Raw genomic sequence first — 23,349 nt, 5'->3', positions numbered from 1 at the left:
CACCTGTTTTAGACGCTAAAGCAAGGCTTGGACTGATAGCGCTCCATTGTAGTGATATCAATACAGCGCAGGGCAGGGCACGGTATACGACGCCTCGGTGTCGTACACCGTGCCCTTTAGCCTTGCCACTGGAGTGGCTTCATTACAGTGGCAAAAGCTGATAGTTGCACAAAACCCCGTGTTTAGTGGCCTGTACTCCTTGGCATAGTCCTTGCTGATTCCCTTGTGCTCGTCCGGATGTTCCACGGCATATCCGGGCAGAAAGTTGAACTTGTGACGTTATAAAAACAATTAAACTAGCAAGGTAAATAACAATGAATAACCTGCCGCAGGGTCACTGTCCGCCTGAGGGTGACACGCACGAACTCAAGCGTAATCTTTCCAACCGCCACATCCAGTTGATCGCCATCGGCGGTGCGATTGGCACCGGCCTGTTCATGGGCTCTGGCAAGACCATCAGCCTGGCTGGGCCTTCGATCATCTTCGTCTACATGATCATCGGCTTCATGCTGTTTTTCGTCATGCGGGCCATGGGCGAACTGCTCTTGTCCAACTTGCAGTACAAGTCGTTCATCGATTTTTCCGCCGATTTGTTAGGCCCGTGGGCAGGCTTTTTCACGGGCTGGACTTACTGGTTTTGCTGGATTGTCACCGGGATTGCCGATGTGATCGCCATTTCCGCCTATTCACAATTCTGGTTCCCGGATATTCCCTTGTGGTTGCCGGCGCTGGGCTGCGTCGGGCTGTTGCTGAGCCTCAACCTGATGACGGTGAAGATGTTCGGTGAACTGGAGTTCTGGTTCGCCATGATCAAGATCGTGGCCATTTGCGCATTGGTCTGCACTGGGGTGTACATGGTGGCGGCAGCCTACCAGTCGCCCGCTGGCAACGTCGCCACGCTGGCCAACCTGTGGAACGACGACGGGATGTTCCCCCATGGCCTCATGGGCTTCTTCGCCGGCTTCCAGATTGCGGTGTTCGCCTTCGTCGGCATCGAGCTGGTCGGCACCACGGCTGCCGAAACCAAGAACCCGGAACGCAACCTGCCGCGTGCCATCAACTCCATTCCGCTGCGCATCATCGTCTTCTACGTGCTGGCGTTGATCGCCATCATGGCCGTTACCCCCTGGCGAGATGTGGTGGCCAACAAGAGCCCCTTCGTCGAGCTGTTCGTGCTGGCCGGGCTACCCGCCGCAGCAGGCATCATCAACTTCGTGGTGCTGACGTCAGCGGCGTCTTCGGCCAACAGCGGCGTGTTCTCGACCAGCCGCATGCTCTACGGCCTGGCGATGGAAGGTGATGCACCGGGCACGTTCAGCGCACTGTCGCGCCGCGCCGTGCCGTCCAACGGCCTGATCTTCTCTTGTGTGTGCCTGACCGCCGGTGCGCTGGTGATCTACCTGGTGCCCAACATGCTCGACGCCTTCACCCTGATCACCACGGTGTCGGCCCTGCTGTTCATGTTCGTCTGGTCGATGATCCTGCTGTCGTACCTGGCGTACCGCAAGCAGCGCGACCACCTGCACCGTGCGTCGAAATACAGGATGCCGGGCGGCACCATCATGTGCTGGGTGTGCCTGGCGTTCTTCGCCTTCATCCTCGGCTTGCTGGCCCTGGAAGCGGACACCCGCATGGCGTTGTTCGCCATGCCGGTGTGGTTCGCGCTGCTGGGCCTGTTCTACCGGTCCGTCCGCCAGAAAAGACAGGGGAACACTGCGTTGTCCTTCGAAGCGGATTGATCGCCAACGTCACGTTTACCCAGGGGGACAGCGCAGTGTGCGCCGTCCCCCTGTTGTCGTTTTGCCAACCAGGGAATCACGATGAGAATCCACGTCACCTTCATCGACCGCGTCGGCATCACCCAGGAAATCCTGGCACTGCTGGGGGCGCGCAACCTCAACCTGGATGCGGTGGAAATGATCCCGCCCAACGTCTACATCGACGCCCCGGCGCTGCAGCAGGCGGTGCTGGACGAACTGCATGCTGCGCTGTTGCGGGTGGCCGGTGTGCAGGCGGTCGAGCTGGTCGACTTCCTGCCCGGCCATCGCCGACGCCTGCAATTGGAGGCGCTGCTGGCGGCGATGAGTGACCCGGTGCTGGCGGTGGACGCTGGCGGCCATGTGCTGCTGGCCAACCCCACGCTGGTCAGCCTGATTGGCCGCGAGCCGGCTGGTGAGCCGTTATCGCGGCTGTTTGCCGAGGCAGACCTGGCCCAAACCTTGATCGACAAGGGCTTTCGCCTGCCCATGTGCGAGGTGGGTTTCCAGGGCCAGGCGCTGTTGCTGGAAGCCACGCCCATCAGTGGCGGTGCCGAGGCCCTGGTCGGCGGCCTGCTCACCCTTTACCCGCCAAGCCGCATCGGCGAGCGCCTGGCGTCGTTGCTGCACGACCCTGGTGAAGGGCTGGACGGGCTGCTCGGTGACTCGACCGCGCTCAAGGAACTCAAGGTGCGCCTGCACAAAGTGGCCGGCCTTGATGCGCCGCTGCTGATCCAGGGTGAGACAGGCACTGGCAAGGAGCTGGTCGCCCGTGCCTGCCATGCCCTCAGCGCCCGGCGTGATGCGTCGTTTCTGGCGCTCAACTGTGCGGCACTGCCAGAGAGCCTGGCCGAAAGCGAACTGTTCGGCTACGCCGCCGGCGCCTTCACCGGCGCCCAGCGCGGCGGCAAGCCTGGCCTGCTGGAGCTGGGCGATGGCGGCACGGTGTTTCTCGATGAGGTGGGGGAGATGTCGCCCTACCTGCAGGCCAAGCTGTTGCGTTTTCTCAATGACGGCAGCTTCCGCCGGGTGGGCGGCGGCGGTGAGGTGCGGGTGAATGTCCGGGTGGTCTGTGCGACCCACCGCAACCTGGAAAACATGGTGCTCGAAGGCAGCTTTCGCGAAGACCTCTACTACCGCCTCAACGTGCTCAACCTGAAGGTGCCGCCCTTGCGCGAGCGTGGCAAGGACATCCTGCTGCTGGCTGAGCACTTCCTGCGCCAGGCCTGCGCGCAGATCCAGCGCTCGCCCTGCCGGCTGGCGCTGGCCACCCACCCGTTGCTGCTGGGCAACCGCTGGGCGGGCAACGTGCGCCAGTTGCAGAACGTGGTGTTCCGTGCGGCAGCCATCAGCGAAGGGGAGGTGATCGACTGCGACGACCTGGAGCTGGCCGGCACCGCCTTGAGCAGCCAGCAGCCTGACGCCCAAGCGGTCATCAGCCTGGAAGCGGCGGTGCAGGGGTTTGAAAAGTCCCTGCTGGAAAACCTGTACGCGACGTACCCCTCGACCCGGCAATTGGCTGCGCGCCTGCAGACCTCGCACACCGCAATCGGCCAGCGCTTACGCAAATACGGCATCGCCAGCCGGCCCTCGTAGCCGCCCTGGTGCCAATACGTTCCAGTGGAGTGAATGCACTCCACTGGAACGGGGCCCCCACATTCATTGGCACGCCCCTTCAAGGGCGCCTCTCGGCGCGACGCACTGGAGCTGTTTCGTTCCGCAGAAGCCGTTTGAAAATGACCTCGATGTTCAACTAACTAGTTGAAATTAAAGGCTTTATACAAGTTGGCATCGCCCTTGCTATTGTGGTTTCAGTCCTGGACCGGGACCCACCTGATAACAAGAGAGGAAGACCCATGAGCACGCTGCGTTTTACCCCCGAGCACGAATGGCTGCGTCTGGAAGCGACTGGCGAGTTGACCGTCGGCATCACCACCTATGCCCAGGAGGCGCTGGGTGATGTGGTGTTCGTGCAGTTGCCGGAGCCGGGCGAGTACGCCGAGGGCAATGAAGTCGCGGTGCTGGAGTCGGTGAAGGCCGCCAGCAACATCAGCATGCCCCTGAACGGTAGCGTGGTGGCGGTCAACCAGGCCCTGGCCGACGACCCGGAACTGGTCAATGCCTCACCGATGAAGGACGGCTGGTTCTTCCGCATCCAGGTCGCCAACATCGCCGACCTCGACACCTTGATGGACCAGGAAGGCTATGAGCGCTTCCTGGCCGACAACGCCTGAACCTGGGTATCGACATGACCAACGCACCTGTCGCATTGACCACGGATAACGCGTTCATCGCACGTCACATCGGCCCTCGCGAGCACGACATCGAGGCGATGCTGGCGCTGACCGGCCACGACACCCTGGATGCCCTGATCGACAGCGTCATCCCCGACAGCATCAAGGGCACCAGCGTGCTCGCGCCGAGCAAAGGGCAGGGCGAGGCTGAAGCCCTGGCAGCACTCAAGGCCATCGCCGCGAAGAACCAGCTGTTTCGCAACCACATCGGCCAAGGTTACTACCCGTGCCATACGCCGACGCCGATCCTGCGCAACCTGCTGGAAAACCCGGCCTGGTACACCGCGTACACGCCTTACCAGCCAGAGATTTCTCAAGGCCGCCTGGAAGCGCTGCTCAATTTCCAGACCCTGGTCAGCGACCTCACCGGCATGCAGATCGCCAACGCCTCCTTGCTCGACGAGGCCACCGCCGCCGCCGAAGCCATGACCTTCTGCAAACGCCTGGCCAAGAGCAAGGCGCCGGCATTCTTTGCCTCCCGCCATTGCCACCCGCAGACCCTCGACGTGCTGCGCACCCGCGCCCAACCCCTGGGCATAGAAGTGGTCATCGGTGATGAAGCGGCGCTGCAGGGGCAAAGCCTTGAGCCGTACTTCGGCCTGCTGCTGCAGTACCCGGCCAGCACCGGCGCCATCGCCGACCACCGCAGCCTGGTAGCACGCGCCCATGCCGTCGGTGCGTTGGTGGCGGTGTCTGCCGACCTGCTGGCGCTGACCTTGCTGACCCCACCGGGTGAATTCGATGCCGATGTGGTGCTGGGCAGCGCTCAGCGCTTCGGCGTGCCGCTGGGCTTCGGTGGCCCGCACGCGGCGTATTTTGCAACCCGCGATGCGTTCAAGCGCGACATGCCTGGCCGCCTGGTCGGTGTGTCCATCGACCGCTTCGGCAAGCCGGCCCTGCGCCTGGCCATGCAGACCCGCGAGCAACACATCCGTCGTGAGAAGGCGACCAGCAACATCTGCACCGCGCAGGTGCTGCTGGCCAACATTGCCAGCATGTATGCGGTCTACCATGGCCCCGCGGGGCTGGCGCAGATTGCCCGGCGGGTACACCGCCTGACCGCGATCCTGGTGCAAGGGCTGCAGCAGCTTGGGCACCTGGTGGAGCAGGCGCACTTCTTCGACACCGTTAGCGTGGTGACTGCCCAGCCTGTGGCCGAGGTGCTGGCCGCCGCCCACGGTGCGCAGTTGAACTTGCGCCTGATTGACCAGACCCGCGTCGGCCTGTCGCTGGATGAAACCTGCGAGCAGGCCAGTGTCGAGGCCTTGTGGCAGGTGTTCGCCGCCCCTGGCCAGGCGCTGCCCGATTTCGCCGCCCTGGCCGCTGACAGTGGCGATCGCCTGCCGGCGCAACTGCTGCGCGAAACCGCGTTCCTACAGCACCCGGTGTTCAACCGCTACCACTCTGAAACAGCGCTGATGCGCTACCTGCGTAGCCTGGCCGACAAGGACCTGGCCCTGGACCGCACCATGATCGCGCTGGGCTCGTGCACCATGAAGCTCAACGCCGCCAGTGAGATGATCCCGATCACCTGGCCCGAGTTCGGCAACCTGCACCCGTTCGCCCCGGCCGAACAGTCACTCGGTTACCGCCAGTTGACCGATGAACTGCAGGCCATGCTCTGCGAGGCCACTGGTTATGACGCAATGTCGCTCCAGCCCAACGCCGGCTCCCAAGGTGAATACGCAGGCCTGTTGGCCATCCGCGCCTACCATGCCAGCCGCGGCGAAGCGGGCCGCGATGTGTGCCTGATCCCGTCGTCGGCCCATGGCACCAACCCGGCCACGGCTCAGATGGCCGGCATGCGTGTGGTGGTGGTCAACTGCGACGAGCGTGGCAACGTCGATGTGGCCGACCTGCAAGCCAAGGCCGAGCAGCACCGCGACCAGTTGGCCGCGCTGATGATCACCTACCCCTCGACCCATGGTGTGTTCGAAGCGGGCATCACCCGCATCTGCGACATCATCCATGCGCACGGCGGCCAGGTGTACCTGGACGGCGCCAACATGAACGCCATGGTCGGCCTCTGCGCGCCGGGCAAGTTCGGTGGTGACGTGTCGCACCTGAACCTGCACAAGACCTTCTGCATCCCCCACGGCGGCGGCGGCCCCGGGGTCGGCCCGATCGGTGTCAAGGCGCACTTGGCGCCGTTCCTGCCCGGCCACGCGCACATGGCGCACAAAGAGGGCGCTGTCTGCGCGGCGCCTTATGGCAGCGCGAGCATCCTGCCGATCACCTGGATGTACATCCGCATGATGGGTGGGGAAGGGCTCAAGCGCGCCTCGCAGCTGGCCATTCTGAGTGCCAACTACATTGCCCGGCGGCTGGAGGAGCACTACCCGGTGCTGTACACCGGCGAGAACGGCCTGGTGGCCCACGAGTGCATCCTTGACCTGCGCCCGCTAAAGGACAGCAGTGGCATCAGCGTCGAAGACGTGGCCAAGCGCCTGATCGATTTCGGCTTCCACGCCCCGACCATGTCCTTCCCTGTGGCGGGCACGTTGATGGTCGAGCCGACCGAGAGCGAGTCCAAGGAAGAGCTCGACCGCTTCTGCGAGGCCATGATCTGTATCCGTGAGGAAATCCGCGCGGTGGAGAACGGCACCCTCGACAAGCTCGACAACCCGCTGAAGAACGCACCGCACACCGCCAGCGAACTGGTCGGCGAATGGCCCCATCGCTATGCCCGCGAGCTGGCGGTGTACCCGCTGCCAGCGCTGCGTGATAACAAGTACTGGCCGCCGGTGGGGCGCGTGGACAACGTCTACGGTGACCGCAACCTGGCGTGCGCCTGCCCACCCCTGTCGCTCTACCAGGATGCCTGACCGCTCGGGCCCGGACCCGGTCCCGGTCCGGGCCTTGCCTGCCCACAACAACAAGGAAGCACACGCATGTTCCATAAAAGCCTGACCCTGTCCGATTTCGACCCTGTACTGCAAGCGGCCATCAGCCGCGAAGTGCAGCGCCAGGAAGACCATATCGAGCTGATCGCCTCGGAGAACTACACCAGCCCGCAAGTGATGCAGGCCCAGGGCACCGAGCTGACCAACAAGTACGCCGAAGGCTACCCGGGCAAGCGCTACTACGGCGGCTGCGAACACGTCGATGTGGTTGAACAGTTGGCCATCGAACGTGCCAGGCTGCTGTTCGGTGCCGATTACGCCAACGTCCAGCCGCACTCTGGCTCTTCCGCCAACAGCGCGGTGTACCTGGCCCTGCTGCAAGCTGGCGATACCCTCCTGGGCATGAGCCTGGCCCACGGCGGCCACCTGACCCACGGCGCCAAGGTGTCGTCTTCGGGCAAGCTTTATAACGCTGTGCAGTACGGCATCAACAACGACACCGGCCTGATCGACTACGACGAAGTCGAGCGCCTGGCGGTCGAGCACAAGCCAAAGATGATCGTTGCCGGCTTCTCGGCCTACTCCAAGACCCTCGACTTCCCACGCTTTCGCGCTATCGCCGACAAGGTCGGTGCGCTGCTGTTCGTCGACATGGCCCACGTCGCCGGCCTGGTTGCCGCTGGCCTGTACCCCAACCCGCTGCCGTACGCCGACGTGGTCACCACCACCACCCACAAGACTTTGCGCGGCCCGCGTGGCGGCCTGATCCTGGCCAAGTCCAACGAAGCGATCGAGAAAAAGCTCAACGCTGCCGTATTCCCAGGCGCCCAGGGTGGCCCGCTGATGCACGTCATCGCCGCCAAGGCCGTGTGCTTCAAGGAAGCGCTGGCGCCTGAGTTCAAGCGCTACCAGCAACAGGTCATCGAAAACGCCCAAGCCATGGCCCAGGTGTTCATCGAACGCGGTTACGACGTGGTGTCCGGCGGCACCGACAACCACCTGTTCCTGGTCAGCCTGATCCGCCAGGGCCTCACCGGAAAAGACGCCGACGCCGCCCTTGGCCGCGCGCACATCACCGTCAACAAGAACGCCGTGCCCAACGACCCGCAGTCGCCGTTCGTGACATCGGGCCTGCGCATCGGCACTCCGGCCGTCACCACCCGCGGCTTCAAGGTTGCAGAGTGCGTGGCCCTGGCGGGCTGGGTCTGCGACATCCTCGACCACCTTGGTGATGCCGATGTCGAGGCCCAGGTGGCCGGGTCGGTGGCCAAGCTGTGTGCGGAATATCCGGTCTACCGCGCCTGAATCGGCCGTGGATGAAGCCTCGTGGATGAAGCAACCGTGGATGAAGCCCTGACTGGCGGAGCATGAACATGAACCAGACCCTGACTGCGGCCACGCGCCCGCAGCCCCTGCAAGCCGGCGTGAAACTGCGCGGCGCCGAAAAGGTGGCGCGCATCCCGGTGAAGATCCTGCCCACCGAGGAAGTGCCGCGCAAACCCGACTGGATCCGCGTGGAAATCGCCACGTCACCCGAGGTCGCCCGGGTCAAGGCGCTGCTGCGCAAGCACAAGCTGCACAGCGTCTGCGAAGAAGCCTCATGCCCGAACCTGGGCGAGTGCTTTTCCGGTGGTACGGCGACCTTCATGATCATGGGCGACATCTGCACCCGGCGTTGCCCGTTCTGCGACGTCGGCCATGGCCGGCCGAAACCGCTGGATGCCGATGAGCCGAAGCACTTGGCGATCGCCATTGCCGAGCTGCGCCTGAAGTACGTGGTAATCACCTCGGTGGACCGTGACGACCTGCGCGACGGCGGTGCCCAGCACTTCGTCGACTGCCTGCGCGAAATCCGCAAGCTGTCGCCGGGCACGAAGCTGGAAACCCTGGTGCCGGATTATCGGGGGCGCATGGACGTGGCCCTGGCCATCACCGAACAGGCGCCGCCGGATGTGTTCAACCATAACCTGGAGACCGTGCCGCGCTTGTACAAGGCGGCACGGCCGGGGTCGGACTTCGAGTGGTCGCTGGACCTGTTGGAGAACTTCAAGCGCCGGGTGCCCGGGGTGCCGACCAAGTCCGGGCTGATGCTGGGCCTGGGGGAAACCGACGAGGAGGTGCTGGAAGTGATGCAGCGCATGCGCGAGCATCAGGTCGGCATGCTGACCCTGGGGCAGTACCTGCAGCCTTCGCGCAGCCACCTGCCGGTGCAGCGGTTCGTGCACCCGGATACCTTTGCCTGGTTCGCCGAGCAGGCTGTGGCGATGGGCTTCAGGAATGTGGCGTCGGGGCCGCTGGTGCGCTCGTCCTACCATGCCGACCAGCAAGCCTTGCACGCGGTTCGGTAAACGCCGGGGCTGCTGCGCAGCCCATCGCGGCGCAAGGCCGCTCCCACATTGTGGACTGCCCCCAAGAAGTTGGACAAAAAATCCAACCCTTGGGGGGACCGATGGGCAAATACACAGAGCAGTTCAAACTCACAGCCATCTCAGCCTACCTAGATGGTAGCGATGGCTTCCGAAAAGTAGCCCAGCGTTTCGGTATCGACGTCAGTCTGCTGCGCCGGTGGGTCTCCAGCTATCAGAGCAAGTCCAGCCTTAGTCCGCGCTCGCACGGGCAGCGCTATGACGACGACTTCAAGCGCCAAGTGCTGAGCCACATGCACGAGCATCGTCTCTCTCTTCGCCAAACCGCTGCGCATTTTGGCCTCGGCCAGTCCTCGCAGATAGGCAACTGGCAGCGGCAGTACTACAGTGGTAGCCCTGTAGCCCCTGTCATCCGCCAGAAAAAGCCGATTAAAGTGTTGAAGAAGATTAAACCAGCAAAGCCCACAGATACCGACGATTCGCAAAAGCCCAGAGACCAGCTGATGGCTGAGCTTGAGTATCTGCGCATGGAGAACGCTGTCCTAAAGGAGCTCAAGGCTCTGCGCGAGGAAAAGGAACGAATACCGGCGAAAAAGTCCTGATCGTTTCCAAACTCAAACGTAGATTCCCTTTGCCTGACCTGCTGCGGCTGATCGGACTGGCTCGCAGCACTTTTTACTACCAGGTACAGAGCCAACAGAAGCCGGATAAATACGCGGAGCTTAAAGAGAGAATTCGGCAGGTCTATCACAAAGAGAAGGGGCGTTACGGGTATCGGCGCGTTGCACTAGCAATCAGAAAAGAGGGGCCGCTAGTCAACAAGAAGGTCGTTGAGAAACTGATGACTGGGCTGGGTCTGAAGTCACTGGTGCGACCCAAGAAATATCGGTCGTACCGAGGTACTGTCGGCAAGATAGCGATGAATCTGCTGGAGCGTAATTTCGTCGCCCAGCGCCCCAACCAGAAATGGGTGAGTGACGTAACCGAGTTCAAGGTGGCGCAACAGAAGCTCTATCTTTCGCCTGTGATGGATTTGTATAACGGGGAAATCATCGCCTACGAGACGGCCAGTCGCCCACAGTACAGCCTGGTTGGGAACATGCTCGACAAGGCACTCAAGACCCTGGGGGAGAAGCCGAAACTCGTGCTCCACACCGATCAGGGGTGGCAGTACCAGCAGGCTCAGTATCGCCAGAAACTGCGCAGTTGTGGAGTGAAGCAGAGCATGTCTCGTAAAGGCAATTGCCTAGATAATGCAGCTATGGAAAGCTTCTTCGGCACGCTCAAGTCAGAATTTTTCTACCTCAAGCGGTTTGAGAATGTTGATGAATTGAAAGCGGGCTTGGATGAGTACATCCACTACTACAACCATGACCGCATCAAGCTGAGGCTCAATGGCCTGAGCCCTGTCGAGTACAGGACCCAGGCGGCAGCATAGAACTGTCCAACTTTTTGGGGGCAGTCCATTGACGGTGTATGCCCATATTCACAGGGTAGGTGCGGCCAGTGTGGGAGCGGCCTTGTGCCGCGATGGGCTGCGCAGCAGCCCCCCAGAAGCCATTAAAAAAAGCGCCCCTAAGTCCCTTATTGCATCGTTTTTCAGGGGCGTATGTGCGCTCTATAGTCCTCGCAGACCAGTCGAAACACCGTCGTGTTTCATCGATGCGAGACAATTACATGAATAACCAAGCAAAGGTCGCCCACGGCGTGCAGCCCGGTATCGGTACCCAGGTGGTGTGGGAGGGTGAACAGGTCGAGCACCCCTACAACGCCACCCAAACCCCGATCATCGCCAGTGCCGCCTACGGCTACCAGGACATCGACGCCTGGTACGACATCGCCCTGGGCAAACAACCTGGCTTCATCTACAGCCGCATGAGCAACCCGACGGTTGCGGTCCTTGAAGACAAACTGTGCGCCCTGGAACACGCCGAGTCGGCCGTGGCCTTCAGCACCGGCATGGCCGCCATCAGCGGTGTACTGCATACCTTCCTGTGCAACGGCAAGCGTGTGGTCTCGACCCGCGACAGCTACGGCGGCACCAACAAGATCTTCGAAGAGTTTCTGCCCCGCCAGGGCATCGAGGTGACGCTGTGCGACACCCTCGACAGCGAAGCCATGGAGCGTGAAATCGCTCGCGGTTGCGATGTGGTCTACCTGGAGACGCCGAGCAACCCGACGCTGAAAATCCTCGACATCCGCCGCCTGGTAGCCGCCGCCAAGCGTGTGGGGGCACTGGTGGTTGCCGATAACACCTTCGCCACGCCGCTGAACCAGAACCCGCTGCTGCTGGGCGTCGACGTGGTGGTGCACAGCGCGACCAAATTCCTGTCCGGGCATGGCGATGTGCTGGGCGGTGTCGTCTGCGGCGCCGAAACCTTGATGGCGCAGGTGCGTCACTACCGTGAAATCAACGGCGCCTCGCTGGACCCGTTCTCCGCCTACCTGATCATTCGCGGCATCAAGACCCTGGCGCTGCGCCTGCGTCAGCAACAGGCCAGCGCCCAGGCCCTGGCCGAATACCTGTGCACCGAGCCGCTGGTGGAGGCGGTCAACTACCCCGGGTTGCCGCAGCACCCCGGCCACGCGATCGCCAACGCGCAGATGCGCGGTTTTGGCGCGATCGTCAGTTTCGTCCTGGCAGGCGGGATGGACACCGTCGTCGCGCTGCTGCCTAAGCTGCGCTATGCCCACCGCGCCGGCAACCTCGGTGCAGTGGAAACCATCTACGGGCCGGCACGGACAACCAGCCACGTGGAAAACACCCTGGAAGAGCGCCAGGCACTGGGCATTTCCGAAGGCCTGGTGCGGGTTTCGGTCGGCATCGAGGATACCGCTGACCTGCTGGCAGACCTGCGCCAGGCGTTCGCGACAGTGCGCGCCCAGCAGGGGCAGGGCAGCGACCGCTGCGATCGGCACGTTGAAGTGTCGACCTGAGGCGTTGGGCGCGCCCTTCCTGATTCATGAAAGCCATAACAATAACAGCCGCTGACACATCGACGGGGTCGGCCCCAGGGCCGCTTGCCGGTCGATTGCCAGCCACTTCATGAGAACTCGATTATGTCCACCGAACAATCAAAGCCGGCGTCGGCCCACGCGGCCGGGTACAAGAAAGAGATGCACACCCGCCATATCGTCATGTTGGCGCTGGGCGGGGTGATCGGCACGGGCCTGTTTCTGACCTCGGGCTACACGGTCAACCAGGCTGGCCCACTGGGCGCGGTGATCGCGTATTGCGTCGGCGCGGTGATGGTCTACCTGGTCATGGTCTGCCTGGGTGAGCTGGCGGTGCAGATGCCCGAAACCGGCTCGTTCAGCAGCTATGCCACCCGCTACCTGGGGCCAGGCACCGGCTACACGGTGGCCTGGCTGTACTGGCTGACCTGGACCGTGGCCATCGGCTCGGAGTTCACCGCGGCGGGCATCCTGATGGTCCGCTGGTTTCCCGACACGCCGGTGTGGATCTGGAGCGCGCTGTTCGCCATCACGGTACTGGTCAGCAACGTGGTGTCGGTGCGCCTGTTCGCCGAGACCGAATTCTGGCTGTCGCTGGTCAAGGTGCTGACGGTGATTGCCTTCATCGCCATCGGCGCTGGCGCCATCTTCGGCCTGTTCGATGTGCAGCATGTGCAGGGTATCGGGCTGTCCAACTTCACCCGTGAGGGGTTGTTCCCGACCGGCGTGCTGCCGATTGCGATGACGCTTCTGGCGGTGTCCTTTGCGTTTTCCGGTACCGAACTGATCGGCATTGCCGCCGGCGAGGCAAAAGACCCGCAGGTGAGCGTGCCCAAGGCCATTCGGACCACGGTGGTGCGCCTGGCGCTGTTCTTCGTCGGCACCATCATCGTGCTGGCCACCTTGCTGCCGCGCGAACAGGCAGGCCTGGTCGAAAGCCCGTTCGTCATGGTCTTCGACCTGATCGGCATCCCGTATTCGGCAGACATCATGAACTTCGTGATCCTCACCGCCTTGCTGTCGGCCGCCAACTCCGGGCTGTACGCGGCCTCGCGGATGCTGTGGACGCTCAGTGACCAGGGCCATATGCCCAAGTGCTTCGCCCGCCTGTCGCCGCGTGGCACGCCGGTCAACGCGATCGTGCTGAGCATGGCCGGGGCCGCGGCGTCACTGCTCAGCAGCGTGCTGGCACCGGACACGGTGTACCTGGCGCTGGTGTCGATTTCCGGCCTGGCGGTGGTGGTGGTGTGGATGAGCATTGCCGGCAGCCAGATCGCCTTCCGCCGCCATTACGTGGCCAATGGCGGGCGGGTCGAAGACCTGCACTTCAGGGTGCGCGGCTACCCCTGGGTGCCGCTGGGCGCGATTGCCTGCTGCGTGCTGGCCTGTGTCGGCATCGCCTTCGACCCCGAACAACGCGTCGCCCTGTACTTCGGCATCCCGTTCATTGGCTGGTGCTACTTCGTCTACTGGGTTACCCGCAACAAGCGTGCACAGCGGCTGGCGGCCCTGGCGCCGGCAGGTTCGAGTGTTGGCGTGAGCTGAGCCTTCCGGTTCATGATGCACGGACCCCACTGTGAACGAGGTCGTGTCGATGAAGCAAAAAACCCTGCCGCCGCTCAACTGGCTGCGGTCTTTCGAAGTGTCGGCACGCGCCTTGAACTTTACTCACGCAGCCGAGGAGCTGCACCTCACCCAGGGGGCGGTGAGCCAGCAGATCCGGCAACTCGAACACCACCTGGGCGTGGCCTTGTTCAAGCGCCTGCCCAGGGGCCTGGGCCTGACCGAAGAGGGGCAGTCCTACCTGCCGGTGGTGCAGGATGCGATCAGCCGCCTGGCGGTGGGCACCAACGAGATCTTCGGTCAGCACCAGCGCGGGCCGGTGAAGGTGCGCGGCAGCTTGTCGTTCCTGCAGTACTGGCTAGCCCCGCGGCTGCCCGACTTCAGCCGCCAGCACCCGCACATCGACATCCGCTATATCAGCAACCTGTGGGTCAAGGCGCCGGATGGCGAGGACGACCTGGAGGTGCGCTGGGGCAATGGCGAATGGCCCGGGCTGCATGCCCAACGCTTGACCTGGGACGTGCTGGTGCCGGTCTGTTCGCCGGCGCTGATGGCGCGCTCGCCCATTCGCCAGCCGCGCGACCTCAGGCACCACCCGCTGCTGCATGTGCTGGGCTACGAGGAGGGCTGGGGCTACTGGCTCAAGCGGGTAGGCGCGGACGATGTCGACTACTCGCGGGGGCTGCAGTTCGACACGCTGGTGTCCACCATCCGCATGGCCGAACTGGGGCAGGGGGTGGCGCTGGCGCGATCGTCCGTGGTCGAGGACCTGCTCAGGGACGGCCAGCTGGTCGCACCCTTCAGCCAGCGCATCGAAGCGAGCGAATCGTTTTACCTGGTACGCGAGCAAGGGCGGCCACTGCCACCCGATGCTGCGCTGTTTTCATCCTGGCTGGTGGCACACGCGCACCGGCCTTCGTAACCCTGGGGAGTTTTCATGCATTACGTCAGTACCCGCAACGCTGATGTGCGAGCGGACTTCCGTGAAGTCGTGCTGTCGGGGCCTGCCGCCGATGGCGGGCTGTATGTGCCGGCGTACTTGCCGGTAATCAGCCCTGAGGCAATTGCCAGTTGGTCCTGGCTGCCCTTCGATGAGCTGGTCTGGCGGGTCATCGCGCCCTTTGTCGGCGATGCCATTGATGACCCGTGCTTGCGCGTGCTGCTCAGCGACAGCTACCAGGCCTTCAGCCACCGCGCGATCACACCCTTGCAGCAGATTGGCCATAACGAATGGATCCTGCAGTTGTTCCATGGCCCCACACGCACCTCGAAGGACTTCGCCGCGCAGCTCCAGGCACGGCTGGTCAGCCACTTTCTGACGCGCTCCGGCGGCGAGGCACTGGTGGTCGGGGCCACCAATGGTGATACCGGCATTGCCGCGATCGAGGCCTTTGCGTCCAGGCCCAATGTGCGCCTGGCCATTCTCTACCCGCAGGGCGAGATCCCGGCAGACCGCCTGGCCGCCTTGCAGGCGGCGGACCCCGCCAGTGTTCAGCTGCTGCCGGTGGAGGGCAGTTTCGACGACTGTCAGACCCTGGTAGCACGGCTGTTTCGTGCCTGGCCGCTGGAGGGTTTGATACCGGTGTGTTTCAACTCGACCAACTGGGTAGGGGTGCTGGCGCAGATCGTGTTCTACTTCCACGCGGCCCTGCAATTGGGTGGCGGCACCCGGCCGGTTGCATTCAGCGTACCGGCGGCAAGCTTCGCGGAAATCTACGCCGGCTTCATTGCGCAGAAAATGGGGTTGCCGATCAACCAGGTGATCGTTTCGACCAACAGCAACGATGCCCTTCACCGTTTCCTTCATCGCAACCGCTACGCCCCCCATGCCAGTCAGCGCACGTCGTCACCGGCCATGGACTTTTCGCTGTATTCGAACCTGGAGCGCTTCATCTGGGAGCTGTATGGGCGCAGCGGCAGCCGTGTCGCAGCGCTGATGGAGCATTTCGAGGCCTGTGGTGAATTGAGCATCGGCAATGCGCAATGGCTTGAGGCGCGGGTGTTGTTCGACTCCTATGCGGTGGACGACGCCGAAGTACGCCGCGAAGTCATCACCCTGCGCGAGCAAGCGGCAACGTTGGTCGACCCTCATACGGCCGTCGGCGCACTGGCGGGCCGCATGCATCGGCGCAGCCTGGGTGCGCCGATGGTGACCCTGGGCCAGATCGCGCCAAGCAAGTCTGCCGCGCTGCTGGCGCAGCTGGGTGTCTGGGAGGGTGAGCTGGCCTGCCTGCCACCGGTGCAAGAGGGCCCACCGGCGTTGCATCGGGGTGACCTGGATGGCTTGTGCAAGGCCTTGCTGGCGGCGCAGTCGAGGCCCGCATGAAGCGTATTCTCGACCCGCTGGACGAGCGCATCCTTGCCGAACTGACCGCCAACGCACGCATCGCCCACGCCGAGCTCGGGGCCAAGGTGAACCTGTCGCGCAATGCGGTGCGCCAGCGTATCGAACGGCTTGAGCGCGACGGTGCGATACAGGGCTATACGGTTAGGCTGGGGGACGCCCGCCGGCCATCGTCGTTGATCAGTGCGGTGATTTTCGTCTATCGCTACGACCGCATGCGCGGTGACGACGTGCTGGCCACCTTGCGGAGCATCCCCGAGGTGGTGCAGTGCGAAGTGCTCAGCGGCGAGTTTGACCTGATGCTCAGGGTTGCTGCCGCTACCCCGGAGCGGGTCCACGCCGTGTGGAAAGAAATCGCCGGCATCAAGGGTGTTGAAAACACCGTCACCTCCTTCGTCCTCTCCGCCGTCTTTTAACCCTGCTTCTATCCCCCCGAACAAAATTTATCTCATTGATTACGCAGCGACCCTGTGGGCGCGGGCTTGCCCCGCGAACACCGGCAAAGCCGGTGTCAGCTACCGCGTGGCCCCATTCGCGGGCCTGCGAGCCTGTGCAGATCGCCCAATAAATACGGCGTTTTGGCCAATTCTACTGCCCGCCGCCACCTCGTACGCTGAGCCCATCAAACAACAGCAAAAAGGAACGCCTTCGTGACTGAATACAAAATTGCCCTGGTAGGTTTTGGCGGTGTCAACAGAGGCCTGGCCCAACTGATTGCAACGAGCAACGACAGCTGGCAGGCCACCCTCGGCTTCAGCCTGAAAATCGTCGGCGTCACCGACCTGTTCCTCGGCTCGCTGGTCGACCGCAATGGCCTGGACGCTGCCGCACTGGCGGCCTTGCCAGCCGAAAAGGGCGCGTTTGCACAGCTGCCAGGCGGCACCGCCGAGGCGTTCAACGAAACCGTCATCAAGCAGTCCGGCGCCGACATCATCGCCGAGGCCACCTTCACCAACCCGGTCGATGGTGAGCCGGCCGCCACCTTCTGCCGCTGGGCGCTGGAGAGCGGCATCCATGTGGTGACCACCAACAAAGGGCCGATCGCCTTGCACGGTGCCGAACTCAAGGCGCTGGCCCAGCGGCACAACGTTGCGTTCGAATACGAAGGCGCAGTGATGAGCGGCACGCCGGTGATTCGCCTGGCCAAGCAGGCCCTGGCGGGTGCGCAGATACAAGGCTTCGAGGGCATTCTCAACGGCACCTCCAACTATGTCCTGACCCGCATGAAAGACGGCTTGTCGTTCGCCGATGCCGTGGCCCAGGCGCAGCAGCTGGGGTATGCCGAAGCCGACCCGACGGCCGACGTCGAAGGCTATGACGTGCGCCTGAAGGTGGTGATCCTGGCCAATGAGTTGCTGGATGCACGCTTGAACGTCAGCGATGTGACGTGCTCGGGCATCAGCGGCATCAGCGCGTCGGACATCGTCAAGGCGCAGGCCACAGGCCAGTGCTGGAAGCTGATCGGTGCTGCCAGCAAGGCGGCTGACGGTGCGGTGTCTGCGAGTGTCGAAGCCCGCTTGCTGCCACTTGAGCATCCGCTTGCCGGCATCAGCGGCGCAATTAATGCGGTGTCGTTCGACACCGGGCTGCTGGGTGCTGTCACGGTGTCCGGGCCGGGCGCAGGGCGCATCGAGACGGCCTACGCCTTGCTCTCCGACATCATTGCCCTGCACACCACCCACCGTCAGTAACGGAGCCTTTATGAGCGTATCTCGCATGGCCAGTGTTCACGCTGTAGCGCCAAGCCACATAGACGTGTTCAGCCCCTTTGACGGCCGCCTGGTGGGACGTGTGCCCTGCCTGGACGCCAGTGCAGTGCCCGCCTTGCTGGCGCGTGCACGGGCGGGGTGCCTTGAAAGTGCAGCAATGCCCCGGCACCGTCGCGCGCGCATTCTGGAAGAGGCGGCGCGGTTGGTGGAAGCCGATGCTGCCGCGTTCGCCGAGCTGATCGTGGCCGAAGCCGGTAAAACCCTGCGTCAGGCCCAGAAGGAGGTAAAGCGCTGTGTGAACACGCTGAAGCTGTCCGCCGAGGAGGCGCGGCGTAATGCCGGCGAAGTGGTGCCGTTCGAAGCCTATGAAGGCTCCGAGGCCCGCCAGGGCTGGTTCAGCCGCGAACCGCTGGGGCTGATTGTGGCGATCACACCCTACAACGACCCGCTGAACCTGGTGGCGCACAAGTTGGGCCCCGCGATTGCCGGTGGCAATGCGGTGATCCTCAAGCCGTCCGAACTGGCGCCGCTGTCGGCGTTGAAACTGGTCGATTGCCTGGTACAGGCCGGGCTCGGCGAAAACGTGGTGACTACCGCCACCGGCGGTGTCGAACTGGGCAAGGCGCTGGTCGAACTGCGCGAGGTGCGCATGGTTTCCTTCACCGGCGGCTTTGCGACCGGCGAGTCGATCGCCCGCAGCGCAGGGTTGAAAAAACTTGCCATGGACCTGGGCGGCAATGCGCCTGTGCTGGTGCTGGCGGACTGCGACTTGGAGCAGACGGTAGAGTCATGTGTCTCGGGTGCCTTCTGGGCGGCGGGGCAGAACTGCATCGGCACGCAACGGATCCTCGTGCAGCGCGCGGTGTACGCGGCATTCCGCGAACAGTTCGTGGCGCAGTCCAAGGCGTTGCAGTTGGGTGACCCGGCGAACCTGGAAACGGATGTCGGCCCCATGGTCACCGAACAGGCGGCCCGTCGCACCGAGCAGTGGGTGGACGAGGCGCTGGGGCAGGGTGCAACGCTGCTTTGTGGCCATCGCCGGCAAGGCGCCCTGTATGCGCCCACTGTGCTGGAGCAGGTCAGCCACAGCAGCCGTATCTGGCTACAGGAAGTGTTCGCGCCGGTGGCGATCCTTGAGCCGTTCGACACCTTGGATGAGGCCGTTGCCCTGGCCAATGCGCCGGAATACAGCCTGCATGCGGGAGTGTTTACCCGGGACCTGTCGACGGCGCTGAAGCTGGCGCGGCGGATCGAGGCGGGGGGCGTGATGATCAACGACTCGTCCGATTACCGCTTCGACGCCATGCCGTTTGGCGGCTTCAAGTACGGCAGCCTCGGCCGCGAGGGGGTGCGCTTTGCCTATGAAGACATGACCCAGCCCAAGGTGGTGTGCATCAACCATCTGGATTCGCAGTAACGGCCTGGCTGGCCTTGACTCTCCTGTTACGGGCAGCCTTTACCCTGAAGGCTTCACGTTCAGGATGTGGTCATGATGAGTAAGCGCGTACTGGTGGTGCTGGGCCACCCTTCTGGCGATAGTTTCTGCGGTGCTTTGGCCGCGCGTTACGTCGAGGCAGCCAGCAGTGCCGGGCATGATGTACGGGTGTTACGCCTTGGTGCCTTGAACTTCGACCCGGTGCTGCGCGAAGGCTACAGGCAGGTTCAGCCACTGGAGCCCGACCTGCTCAAGGCCCAGGCAGACATCACCTGGGCTGAGCACCTGGCCTTCATCTACCCGATTTGGTGGGGCGGCATTCCCGCTTTGATGAAAGGTTTTTTCGACCGGGTGTTCCTGCCCGGTTTTGCTTTCCAGTACCGCGCAGGCAAGGCCTTCCCCGAGCAACGCCTGAAAGGGCGAACGGCGCATCTGCTGGTAACGATGGACACTCCCCCGTGGTATTACAGATGGGTTTACCGCATGCCTGGCCTTCATCAGGTACGCAAGACGACGTTGCAGTTCTGCGGCATAAAACCCTTGAAGACCCTGACGTTCGGGCCGCTGCTCGGCTCCAGCCCGCGGCAACGCGAAGCCTGGCTTGCGAAGGCCAACAGTATCGCCAGCCGCTGACCAGGCCCGGGTGGTTCCCGATCCGGCAGCGCTATGTGAAGATGCGGCGCACCCGAACGAAAAAGGACGTTCATGTACATCGGCAAAGCCGCCCAGCTGTCGGGCACCACGGTCAAGACCATCCGCCACTATGAAGCGATTGGCCTGCTGCCGCCGCCCGAGCGTCAGGGAAAGTACCGCGTTTACAACCAGCAAAGCGTTGAGCTGCTGACGCTCATCAAATGCGCGCAGCAGTTGGGCTTCAAACTCAAGGAAATGCAGGCGATCCTCCAGGGGCACCGTGGGCAAGCATTGCCGTGGGCGCTGGTGGGCAAGGCCATTGCCGACAAGAAGCTTGAAGTGATGGCGCAGATCAGTGGGTTGCAGCAGGTGTACGCGGGGCTTGAAGCGTTTGAAGCCAGCCTTGAGAGTGCCAGCTATCAGTGCGGCGCTGAGCGCCTGCCAGTCATTTCAGGATCAGGGGGTTCTTGAAATCACACCGGTCATGTATTGGTTCAGGTCGCGAAAATCGTTAACGCTCCAGGCGTGCGGCGGTATTTTTACACCGTTCTGCTGGAGCGTCTTTGGGATCAAGTTGCCATTGGGGCGAAGTATCACCGACGCGACGATAACGCCTGGATAATTGCTCAGCCGCTTTTTGAAGGCAGCGCTTGTAAGGTCGGGGGTTGGCGGGTTGCTTTTATTGGCCAGCGGCCCTGTTCCCTTGATATCGGCACCGTGGCACACGGCACATCGTTGTACGTAGAGGTTTTTGCCATTGGTCATGTCGGCGACGGCGTGCGGTGTTTGCGTGAGTGAGAAAACCCCTAGTAACGCGATGAGGGATACTTTAATGGGGTGGTGGTGTTGAATCTGGTTTTGCAGCATCCCGTTCTTCCTTGGGTGACAGTGCAGGGGCAATACCGAACAGTCCGAAGATGCGTTGTGGCGATTGTTCTGTAGGGTTTGATAGGGGCGTTAGTGTACCGGCATTCTGAGGGAATGAATGTACGTCGGGAGATCGGGTGAGGGCGGCTAGGTGCTTGTCTTTGGTTTTTACAGCGCCTATGAGATCGAGCGCCGCGCGGGCGGCGCTCGATGTACGCCCCACCACTAATCCCACGACAGGCACCTGGCAGCCCTTACCCAAATAACAATTAACCATCCAGTTACTTCACCCGAACTAATCCCCTATAACTAATATGGCGTGTCGCCATATCAACTTTATATGTCCCCTCCATGATAGTTACGAAATCCCTGAACTAATTATTTGTCCTCAGCGATTCCACAGTCTGAACAGCATCACCAGAATGCCCGCCCTCAATTTGAACCGTCAGCCTGACGCGATGGCCACAAAGTTGGCCACGGGGGCTGTCGGCCAGCCTATGGCCCATTGTCTGGGCTGATGCAACCCACACCGAATGCTTGGAAAGGAAAGTGTCATGGGAATGACAAGGCGTAAATTTTTGATTGGCGGCGGCGTCGTGGCCGCTGCGGCGGGTGCGGGTATTCTGACGCCTATGCTGACGCGCGAAGGTCGGTTGATCCCCGGCAAACCGCGCTTCGGTTTTGTACAGGGCACCGAGGGCACGCTGCCCAAGCAAGCGGACGTGGTCGTCGTTGGCGCTGGCATTCTGGGGCTCATGACCGCGATCAACCTCGTCGAGCGTGGCCTCTCCGTCGTTGTCGTCGAAAAAGGTGAGATTGCCGGCGAGCAGTCGTGCCGGTTCTATGGTCAGGTCATGACCTACAAGATGCCTGATGCGACGTTCCAGTTGCACCACCTGGCCAAGCAACGCTGGCGTGAAATGAACGCCAAAGTAGGTGCGGATACCAGCTATCGCACACAAGGCCGGGTCGAAGTGCCTTTCGATGAAGAAGACCTGGAAGGCGTCAGAAAGTGGATCGATCTGAAAACCCGCGAAGTCGGCTCGGACATCCCCTTCAAGACGCGCATCATCCAAGGCAATGAGCTCGATCAACGGCTGCGCGGTTCAGCCTCCAGCTGGAAGGTCGCAGGCTTCGAGGAAGACTCCGGTAGCCTGGACGCCGAGCGCGCGTCGTACGTCATGGCCGAGTACGCCAAGAAAATGGGTGTGCGTATCTACACCCACTGCGCGGCAAGGGGCCTGGAAACCCAGGCAGGTGCCATCTCTGATGTGGTGACCGAGAAGGGCGCCATTCGCGCGTCTCGCGTGATCGTCGCGGGCGGTGCCTGGTCCCGGTTGTTCATGCAGAACCTGGGCGTCGACGTGCCGACCTTGCCTGCCTACCAATCCCAGCAAATCATCAGCGCTGCGCCCCGCGCACCGGGTGGCAACGTTGCATTGCCGGGGAATATCTACTTCCGCGAGCAGGCTGACGGCACCTACGCCACCTCGCCGCGCGTTGTCGTTGCGCCGGTGGTCAAAGAGTCGTTCATGTATGGTTACAAGTACCTGCCACTGCTGGCCATCCCCGACTTCCCGGTACACATCTCGCTGAACAAGCAGCTGATCGACTCGTTCACTCAGCCAACCAGCTGGAGGCTGGATGAGGTGTCGCCGTTCGAGAAGAACAGGCTGATGACCGCGGCCCCTGATATTCCAGAGCTCGATGCATCCCTGGCCAAACTCAAGGTCGAATTCCCTGCCTTCAACGACTCGAAGCTGATCGATCAGTGGAGCGGCGCCATGGCCATCGCCCCGGATGAGAACCCCATCATTTCGACGGTCAAAGAGTACCCAGGCCTGGTCATCAACACCGCGACCGGCTGGGGTATGACGGAGAGCCCGGTGTCCTCCGAGTTGACGGTTGACCTGCTGCTGGGCAAGGCGCCAGTGCTTGATCCAGAGCCGTTTAGCTTGTACCGATTCTAAACCTGCTACGACAATGGAATGACCCGTGCACGCGTCATCGATGCGTGCGCATCACCCTTGGTAATCATTTAGGAGAAACACATGAAGGTCGCTTTCAAGACCGTTGCTGCATTGGCCCTGACGATCGCCGGTGCCGGGAGCGTTCATGCACAGGATGTTGTGCGCCATAGCGCAGGTAGTTTCCCCATTTCGGCCGCTGTGGAAGTGCCTGCTGGCAAGACAGTCGTTTACCTGAGCGGCTCCGTTCCGTCGGTCATCCACCCCGACGCCGCCAAGGATTCGCTGGAATCCTTCGGTGATACCAAAGCCCAGACCATCAATGTGCTTGAAAACATCCAGAAGCAGCTCAAAGACCTCGGTCTGGGCCTCAAGGATGTGGTGAAGATGCAGGTATTCCTGGTAGGCGGGCCGGAGAACGGCGGCAAGATGGACTTCGACGGCTTCATGGCCGGCTACACCCAGTTCTTCGGGCCAGCGGCCAAGCAGCCAGTACTGCCTGCCCGCTCGGCGTTCCAGATTGCAGGCTTGGCACACCCAGCCTGGCGCGTCGAGATCGAAGTCACGGCGGTTCGTCCCTGACAAGACCGTTGCTTGAAGCAGGCGTGGCCCAGCC

General features: G+C 62.6%; 19 protein-coding genes. 18 read left to right on the top strand and 1 reads right to left on the bottom strand.

The genetic code is table 11. The annotated features are described in order from the left end of the window. The first annotated feature begins 314 nt into the window (after positions 1-314). The 16 genes from cycA to PC358_RS07525 all read left to right on the top strand — a co-directional run bounded on the left by cycA (position 315) and on the right by PC358_RS07525 (position 20,370). A complete protein-coding gene (gene cycA, locus PC358_RS07605; RefSeq protein ID WP_033698615.1) occupies positions 315-1,739 on the top strand; it encodes a D-serine/D-alanine/glycine transporter in 1,425 nt (474 codons plus the stop codon). 81 nt (positions 1,740-1,820) lie between these two features. Beyond that, positions 1,821-3,353 carry a sigma-54-dependent transcriptional regulator gene (locus tag PC358_RS07600; protein WP_033698614.1) on the top strand — a complete coding sequence of 511 codons (1,533 nt, stop codon included), beginning with the start codon at positions 1,821-1,823 and terminating at the stop codon, positions 3,351-3,353. Positions 3,354-3,613: 260 nt separating this feature from the next. Then, positions 3,614-3,991 carry a glycine cleavage system protein GcvH gene (gcvH, locus tag PC358_RS07595; protein ID WP_033698613.1) on the top strand — a complete coding sequence of 126 codons (378 nt, stop codon included), beginning with the start codon at positions 3,614-3,616 and terminating at the stop codon, positions 3,989-3,991. Between the two features lie 14 nt (positions 3,992-4,005). Next, positions 4,006-6,876, top strand: coding sequence for an aminomethyl-transferring glycine dehydrogenase (gcvP, locus tag PC358_RS07590; RefSeq protein ID WP_033698611.1), 2,871 nt, complete (start codon positions 4,006-4,008; stop codon positions 6,874-6,876). 66 nt (positions 6,877-6,942) lie between these two features. Beyond that, positions 6,943-8,199, top strand: a complete 1,257-nt coding sequence (gene glyA / locus PC358_RS07585; RefSeq protein ID WP_033698610.1) for a serine hydroxymethyltransferase — start codon at positions 6,943-6,945, stop codon at positions 8,197-8,199. Positions 8,200-8,267: 68 nt separating this feature from the next. Continuing rightward, on the top strand, positions 8,268-9,242 hold the full coding sequence (gene lipA / locus PC358_RS07580; protein WP_033698609.1) for a lipoyl synthase: 975 nt from the start codon (positions 8,268-8,270) through the stop codon (positions 9,240-9,242). 101 nt (positions 9,243-9,343) lie between these two features. Then, a protein-coding gene (locus PC358_RS27725) for an IS3 family transposase (RefSeq protein WP_156056779.1) occupies positions 9,344-10,698 on the top strand; the annotation gives its coding sequence in 2 pieces (ribosomal slippage) (positions 9,344-9,814 and positions 9,817-10,698; 1,353 coding nt in all). A gap of 239 nt (positions 10,699-10,937) precedes the next feature. After that, positions 10,938-12,197: a cystathionine gamma-synthase family protein gene (locus PC358_RS07565; RefSeq protein ID WP_033698607.1), complete on the top strand. Its 1,260-nt coding sequence runs from the start codon at positions 10,938-10,940 to the stop codon at positions 12,195-12,197. 123 nt (positions 12,198-12,320) lie between these two features. Continuing rightward, positions 12,321-13,760 (top strand): amino acid permease, encoded by a 1,440-nt coding sequence (locus PC358_RS07560; RefSeq protein WP_033698605.1) that lies wholly within the window; start codon positions 12,321-12,323, stop codon positions 13,758-13,760. Between the two features lie 49 nt (positions 13,761-13,809). Beyond that, positions 13,810-14,700 carry a LysR substrate-binding domain-containing protein gene (locus tag PC358_RS07555; protein ID WP_033698604.1) on the top strand — a complete coding sequence of 297 codons (891 nt, stop codon included), beginning with the start codon at positions 13,810-13,812 and terminating at the stop codon, positions 14,698-14,700. 15 nt (positions 14,701-14,715) lie between these two features. Further along, on the top strand, positions 14,716-16,104 hold the full coding sequence (gene thrC, locus PC358_RS07550) for a threonine synthase (protein ID WP_033698603.1): 1,389 nt from the start codon (positions 14,716-14,718) through the stop codon (positions 16,102-16,104). After that, positions 16,101-16,538: an Lrp/AsnC family transcriptional regulator gene (locus PC358_RS07545; RefSeq protein WP_033700137.1), complete on the top strand. Its 438-nt coding sequence runs from the start codon at positions 16,101-16,103 to the stop codon at positions 16,536-16,538. Before thrC ends, PC358_RS07545 begins: the two co-directional genes overlap by 4 nt. 234 nt (positions 16,539-16,772) lie before the next feature. After that, complete coding sequence (locus tag PC358_RS07540; protein ID WP_033698601.1) at positions 16,773-17,813, top strand: homoserine dehydrogenase; 1,041 nt, start codon at positions 16,773-16,775, stop codon at positions 17,811-17,813. Positions 17,814-17,823: 10 nt separating this feature from the next. Further along, on the top strand, positions 17,824-19,248 hold the full coding sequence (locus PC358_RS07535) for an aldehyde dehydrogenase family protein (protein ID WP_033698599.1): 1,425 nt from the start codon (positions 17,824-17,826) through the stop codon (positions 19,246-19,248). 72 nt (positions 19,249-19,320) lie between these two features. Beyond that, positions 19,321-19,899, top strand: coding sequence for an NAD(P)H-dependent oxidoreductase (locus tag PC358_RS07530; RefSeq protein WP_033698598.1), 579 nt, complete (start codon positions 19,321-19,323; stop codon positions 19,897-19,899). A 72-nt stretch (positions 19,900-19,971) separates the two neighbouring features. Then, positions 19,972-20,370 carry a MerR family transcriptional regulator gene (locus tag PC358_RS07525; protein ID WP_033698596.1) on the top strand — a complete coding sequence of 133 codons (399 nt, stop codon included), beginning with the start codon at positions 19,972-19,974 and terminating at the stop codon, positions 20,368-20,370. Here the strand turns inward: PC358_RS07525 and PC358_RS07520 are convergent. After that, positions 20,356-20,766, bottom strand: a complete 411-nt coding sequence (locus PC358_RS07520; protein WP_152604614.1) for a c-type cytochrome — start codon at positions 20,764-20,766, stop codon at positions 20,356-20,358. The two genes, PC358_RS07525 and PC358_RS07520, sit on opposite strands and share 15 nt — an antisense overlap. 554 nt (positions 20,767-21,320) lie before the next feature. Between PC358_RS07520 and PC358_RS07515 the strand changes: the two genes are divergently transcribed. Next, positions 21,321-22,736, top strand: a complete 1,416-nt coding sequence (locus tag PC358_RS07515) for an NAD(P)/FAD-dependent oxidoreductase (protein WP_033698595.1) — start codon at positions 21,321-21,323, stop codon at positions 22,734-22,736. Between the two features lie 81 nt (positions 22,737-22,817). After that, complete coding sequence (locus PC358_RS07510; RefSeq protein WP_033698594.1) at positions 22,818-23,315, top strand: RidA family protein; 498 nt, start codon at positions 22,818-22,820, stop codon at positions 23,313-23,315. The last annotated feature ends 34 nt before the right edge of the window (positions 23,316-23,349 follow it).

This window comes from Pseudomonas capeferrum (genome assembly GCF_000731675.1).
Taxonomy (GTDB): Bacteria; Pseudomonadota; Gammaproteobacteria; order Pseudomonadales; family Pseudomonadaceae; genus Aquipseudomonas; species Aquipseudomonas capeferrum.
Note: the sequence above shows the minus strand (reverse complement) of the source record. Positions and strands in the feature narration are given on the sequence as shown.

Coding starts and splice junctions, on each gene's coding strand:
- PC358_RS07535 (WP_033698599.1), top strand. CDS start 17,824: ATGAGCGTATCTCGCATGGCCAGTGTTCACGCTGTAGCGCCAAGCCAC.
- gcvP (WP_033698611.1), top strand. CDS start 4,006: ATGACCAACGCACCTGTCGCATTGACCACGGATAACGCGTTCATCGCA.
- PC358_RS07530 (WP_033698598.1), top strand. CDS start 19,321: ATGATGAGTAAGCGCGTACTGGTGGTGCTGGGCCACCCTTCTGGCGAT.
- PC358_RS07555 (WP_033698604.1), top strand. CDS start 13,810: ATGAAGCAAAAAACCCTGCCGCCGCTCAACTGGCTGCGGTCTTTCGAA.
- glyA (WP_033698610.1), top strand. CDS start 6,943: ATGTTCCATAAAAGCCTGACCCTGTCCGATTTCGACCCTGTACTGCAA.
- PC358_RS07545 (WP_033700137.1), top strand. CDS start 16,101: ATGAAGCGTATTCTCGACCCGCTGGACGAGCGCATCCTTGCCGAACTG.
- PC358_RS07565 (WP_033698607.1), top strand. CDS start 10,938: ATGAATAACCAAGCAAAGGTCGCCCACGGCGTGCAGCCCGGTATCGGT.
- PC358_RS07560 (WP_033698605.1), top strand. CDS start 12,321: ATGTCCACCGAACAATCAAAGCCGGCGTCGGCCCACGCGGCCGGGTAC.
- PC358_RS07520 (WP_152604614.1), bottom strand. CDS start 20,766: ATGCTGCAAAACCAGATTCAACACCACCACCCCATTAAAGTATCCCTC.
- lipA (WP_033698609.1), top strand. CDS start 8,268: ATGAACCAGACCCTGACTGCGGCCACGCGCCCGCAGCCCCTGCAAGCC.
- gcvH (WP_033698613.1), top strand. CDS start 3,614: ATGAGCACGCTGCGTTTTACCCCCGAGCACGAATGGCTGCGTCTGGAA.
- PC358_RS07515 (WP_033698595.1), top strand. CDS start 21,321: ATGGGAATGACAAGGCGTAAATTTTTGATTGGCGGCGGCGTCGTGGCC.
- PC358_RS07525 (WP_033698596.1), top strand. CDS start 19,972: ATGTACATCGGCAAAGCCGCCCAGCTGTCGGGCACCACGGTCAAGACC.
- PC358_RS07510 (WP_033698594.1), top strand. CDS start 22,818: ATGAAGGTCGCTTTCAAGACCGTTGCTGCATTGGCCCTGACGATCGCC.
- PC358_RS07600 (WP_033698614.1), top strand. CDS start 1,821: ATGAGAATCCACGTCACCTTCATCGACCGCGTCGGCATCACCCAGGAA.
- cycA (WP_033698615.1), top strand. CDS start 315: ATGAATAACCTGCCGCAGGGTCACTGTCCGCCTGAGGGTGACACGCAC.
- thrC (WP_033698603.1), top strand. CDS start 14,716: ATGCATTACGTCAGTACCCGCAACGCTGATGTGCGAGCGGACTTCCGT.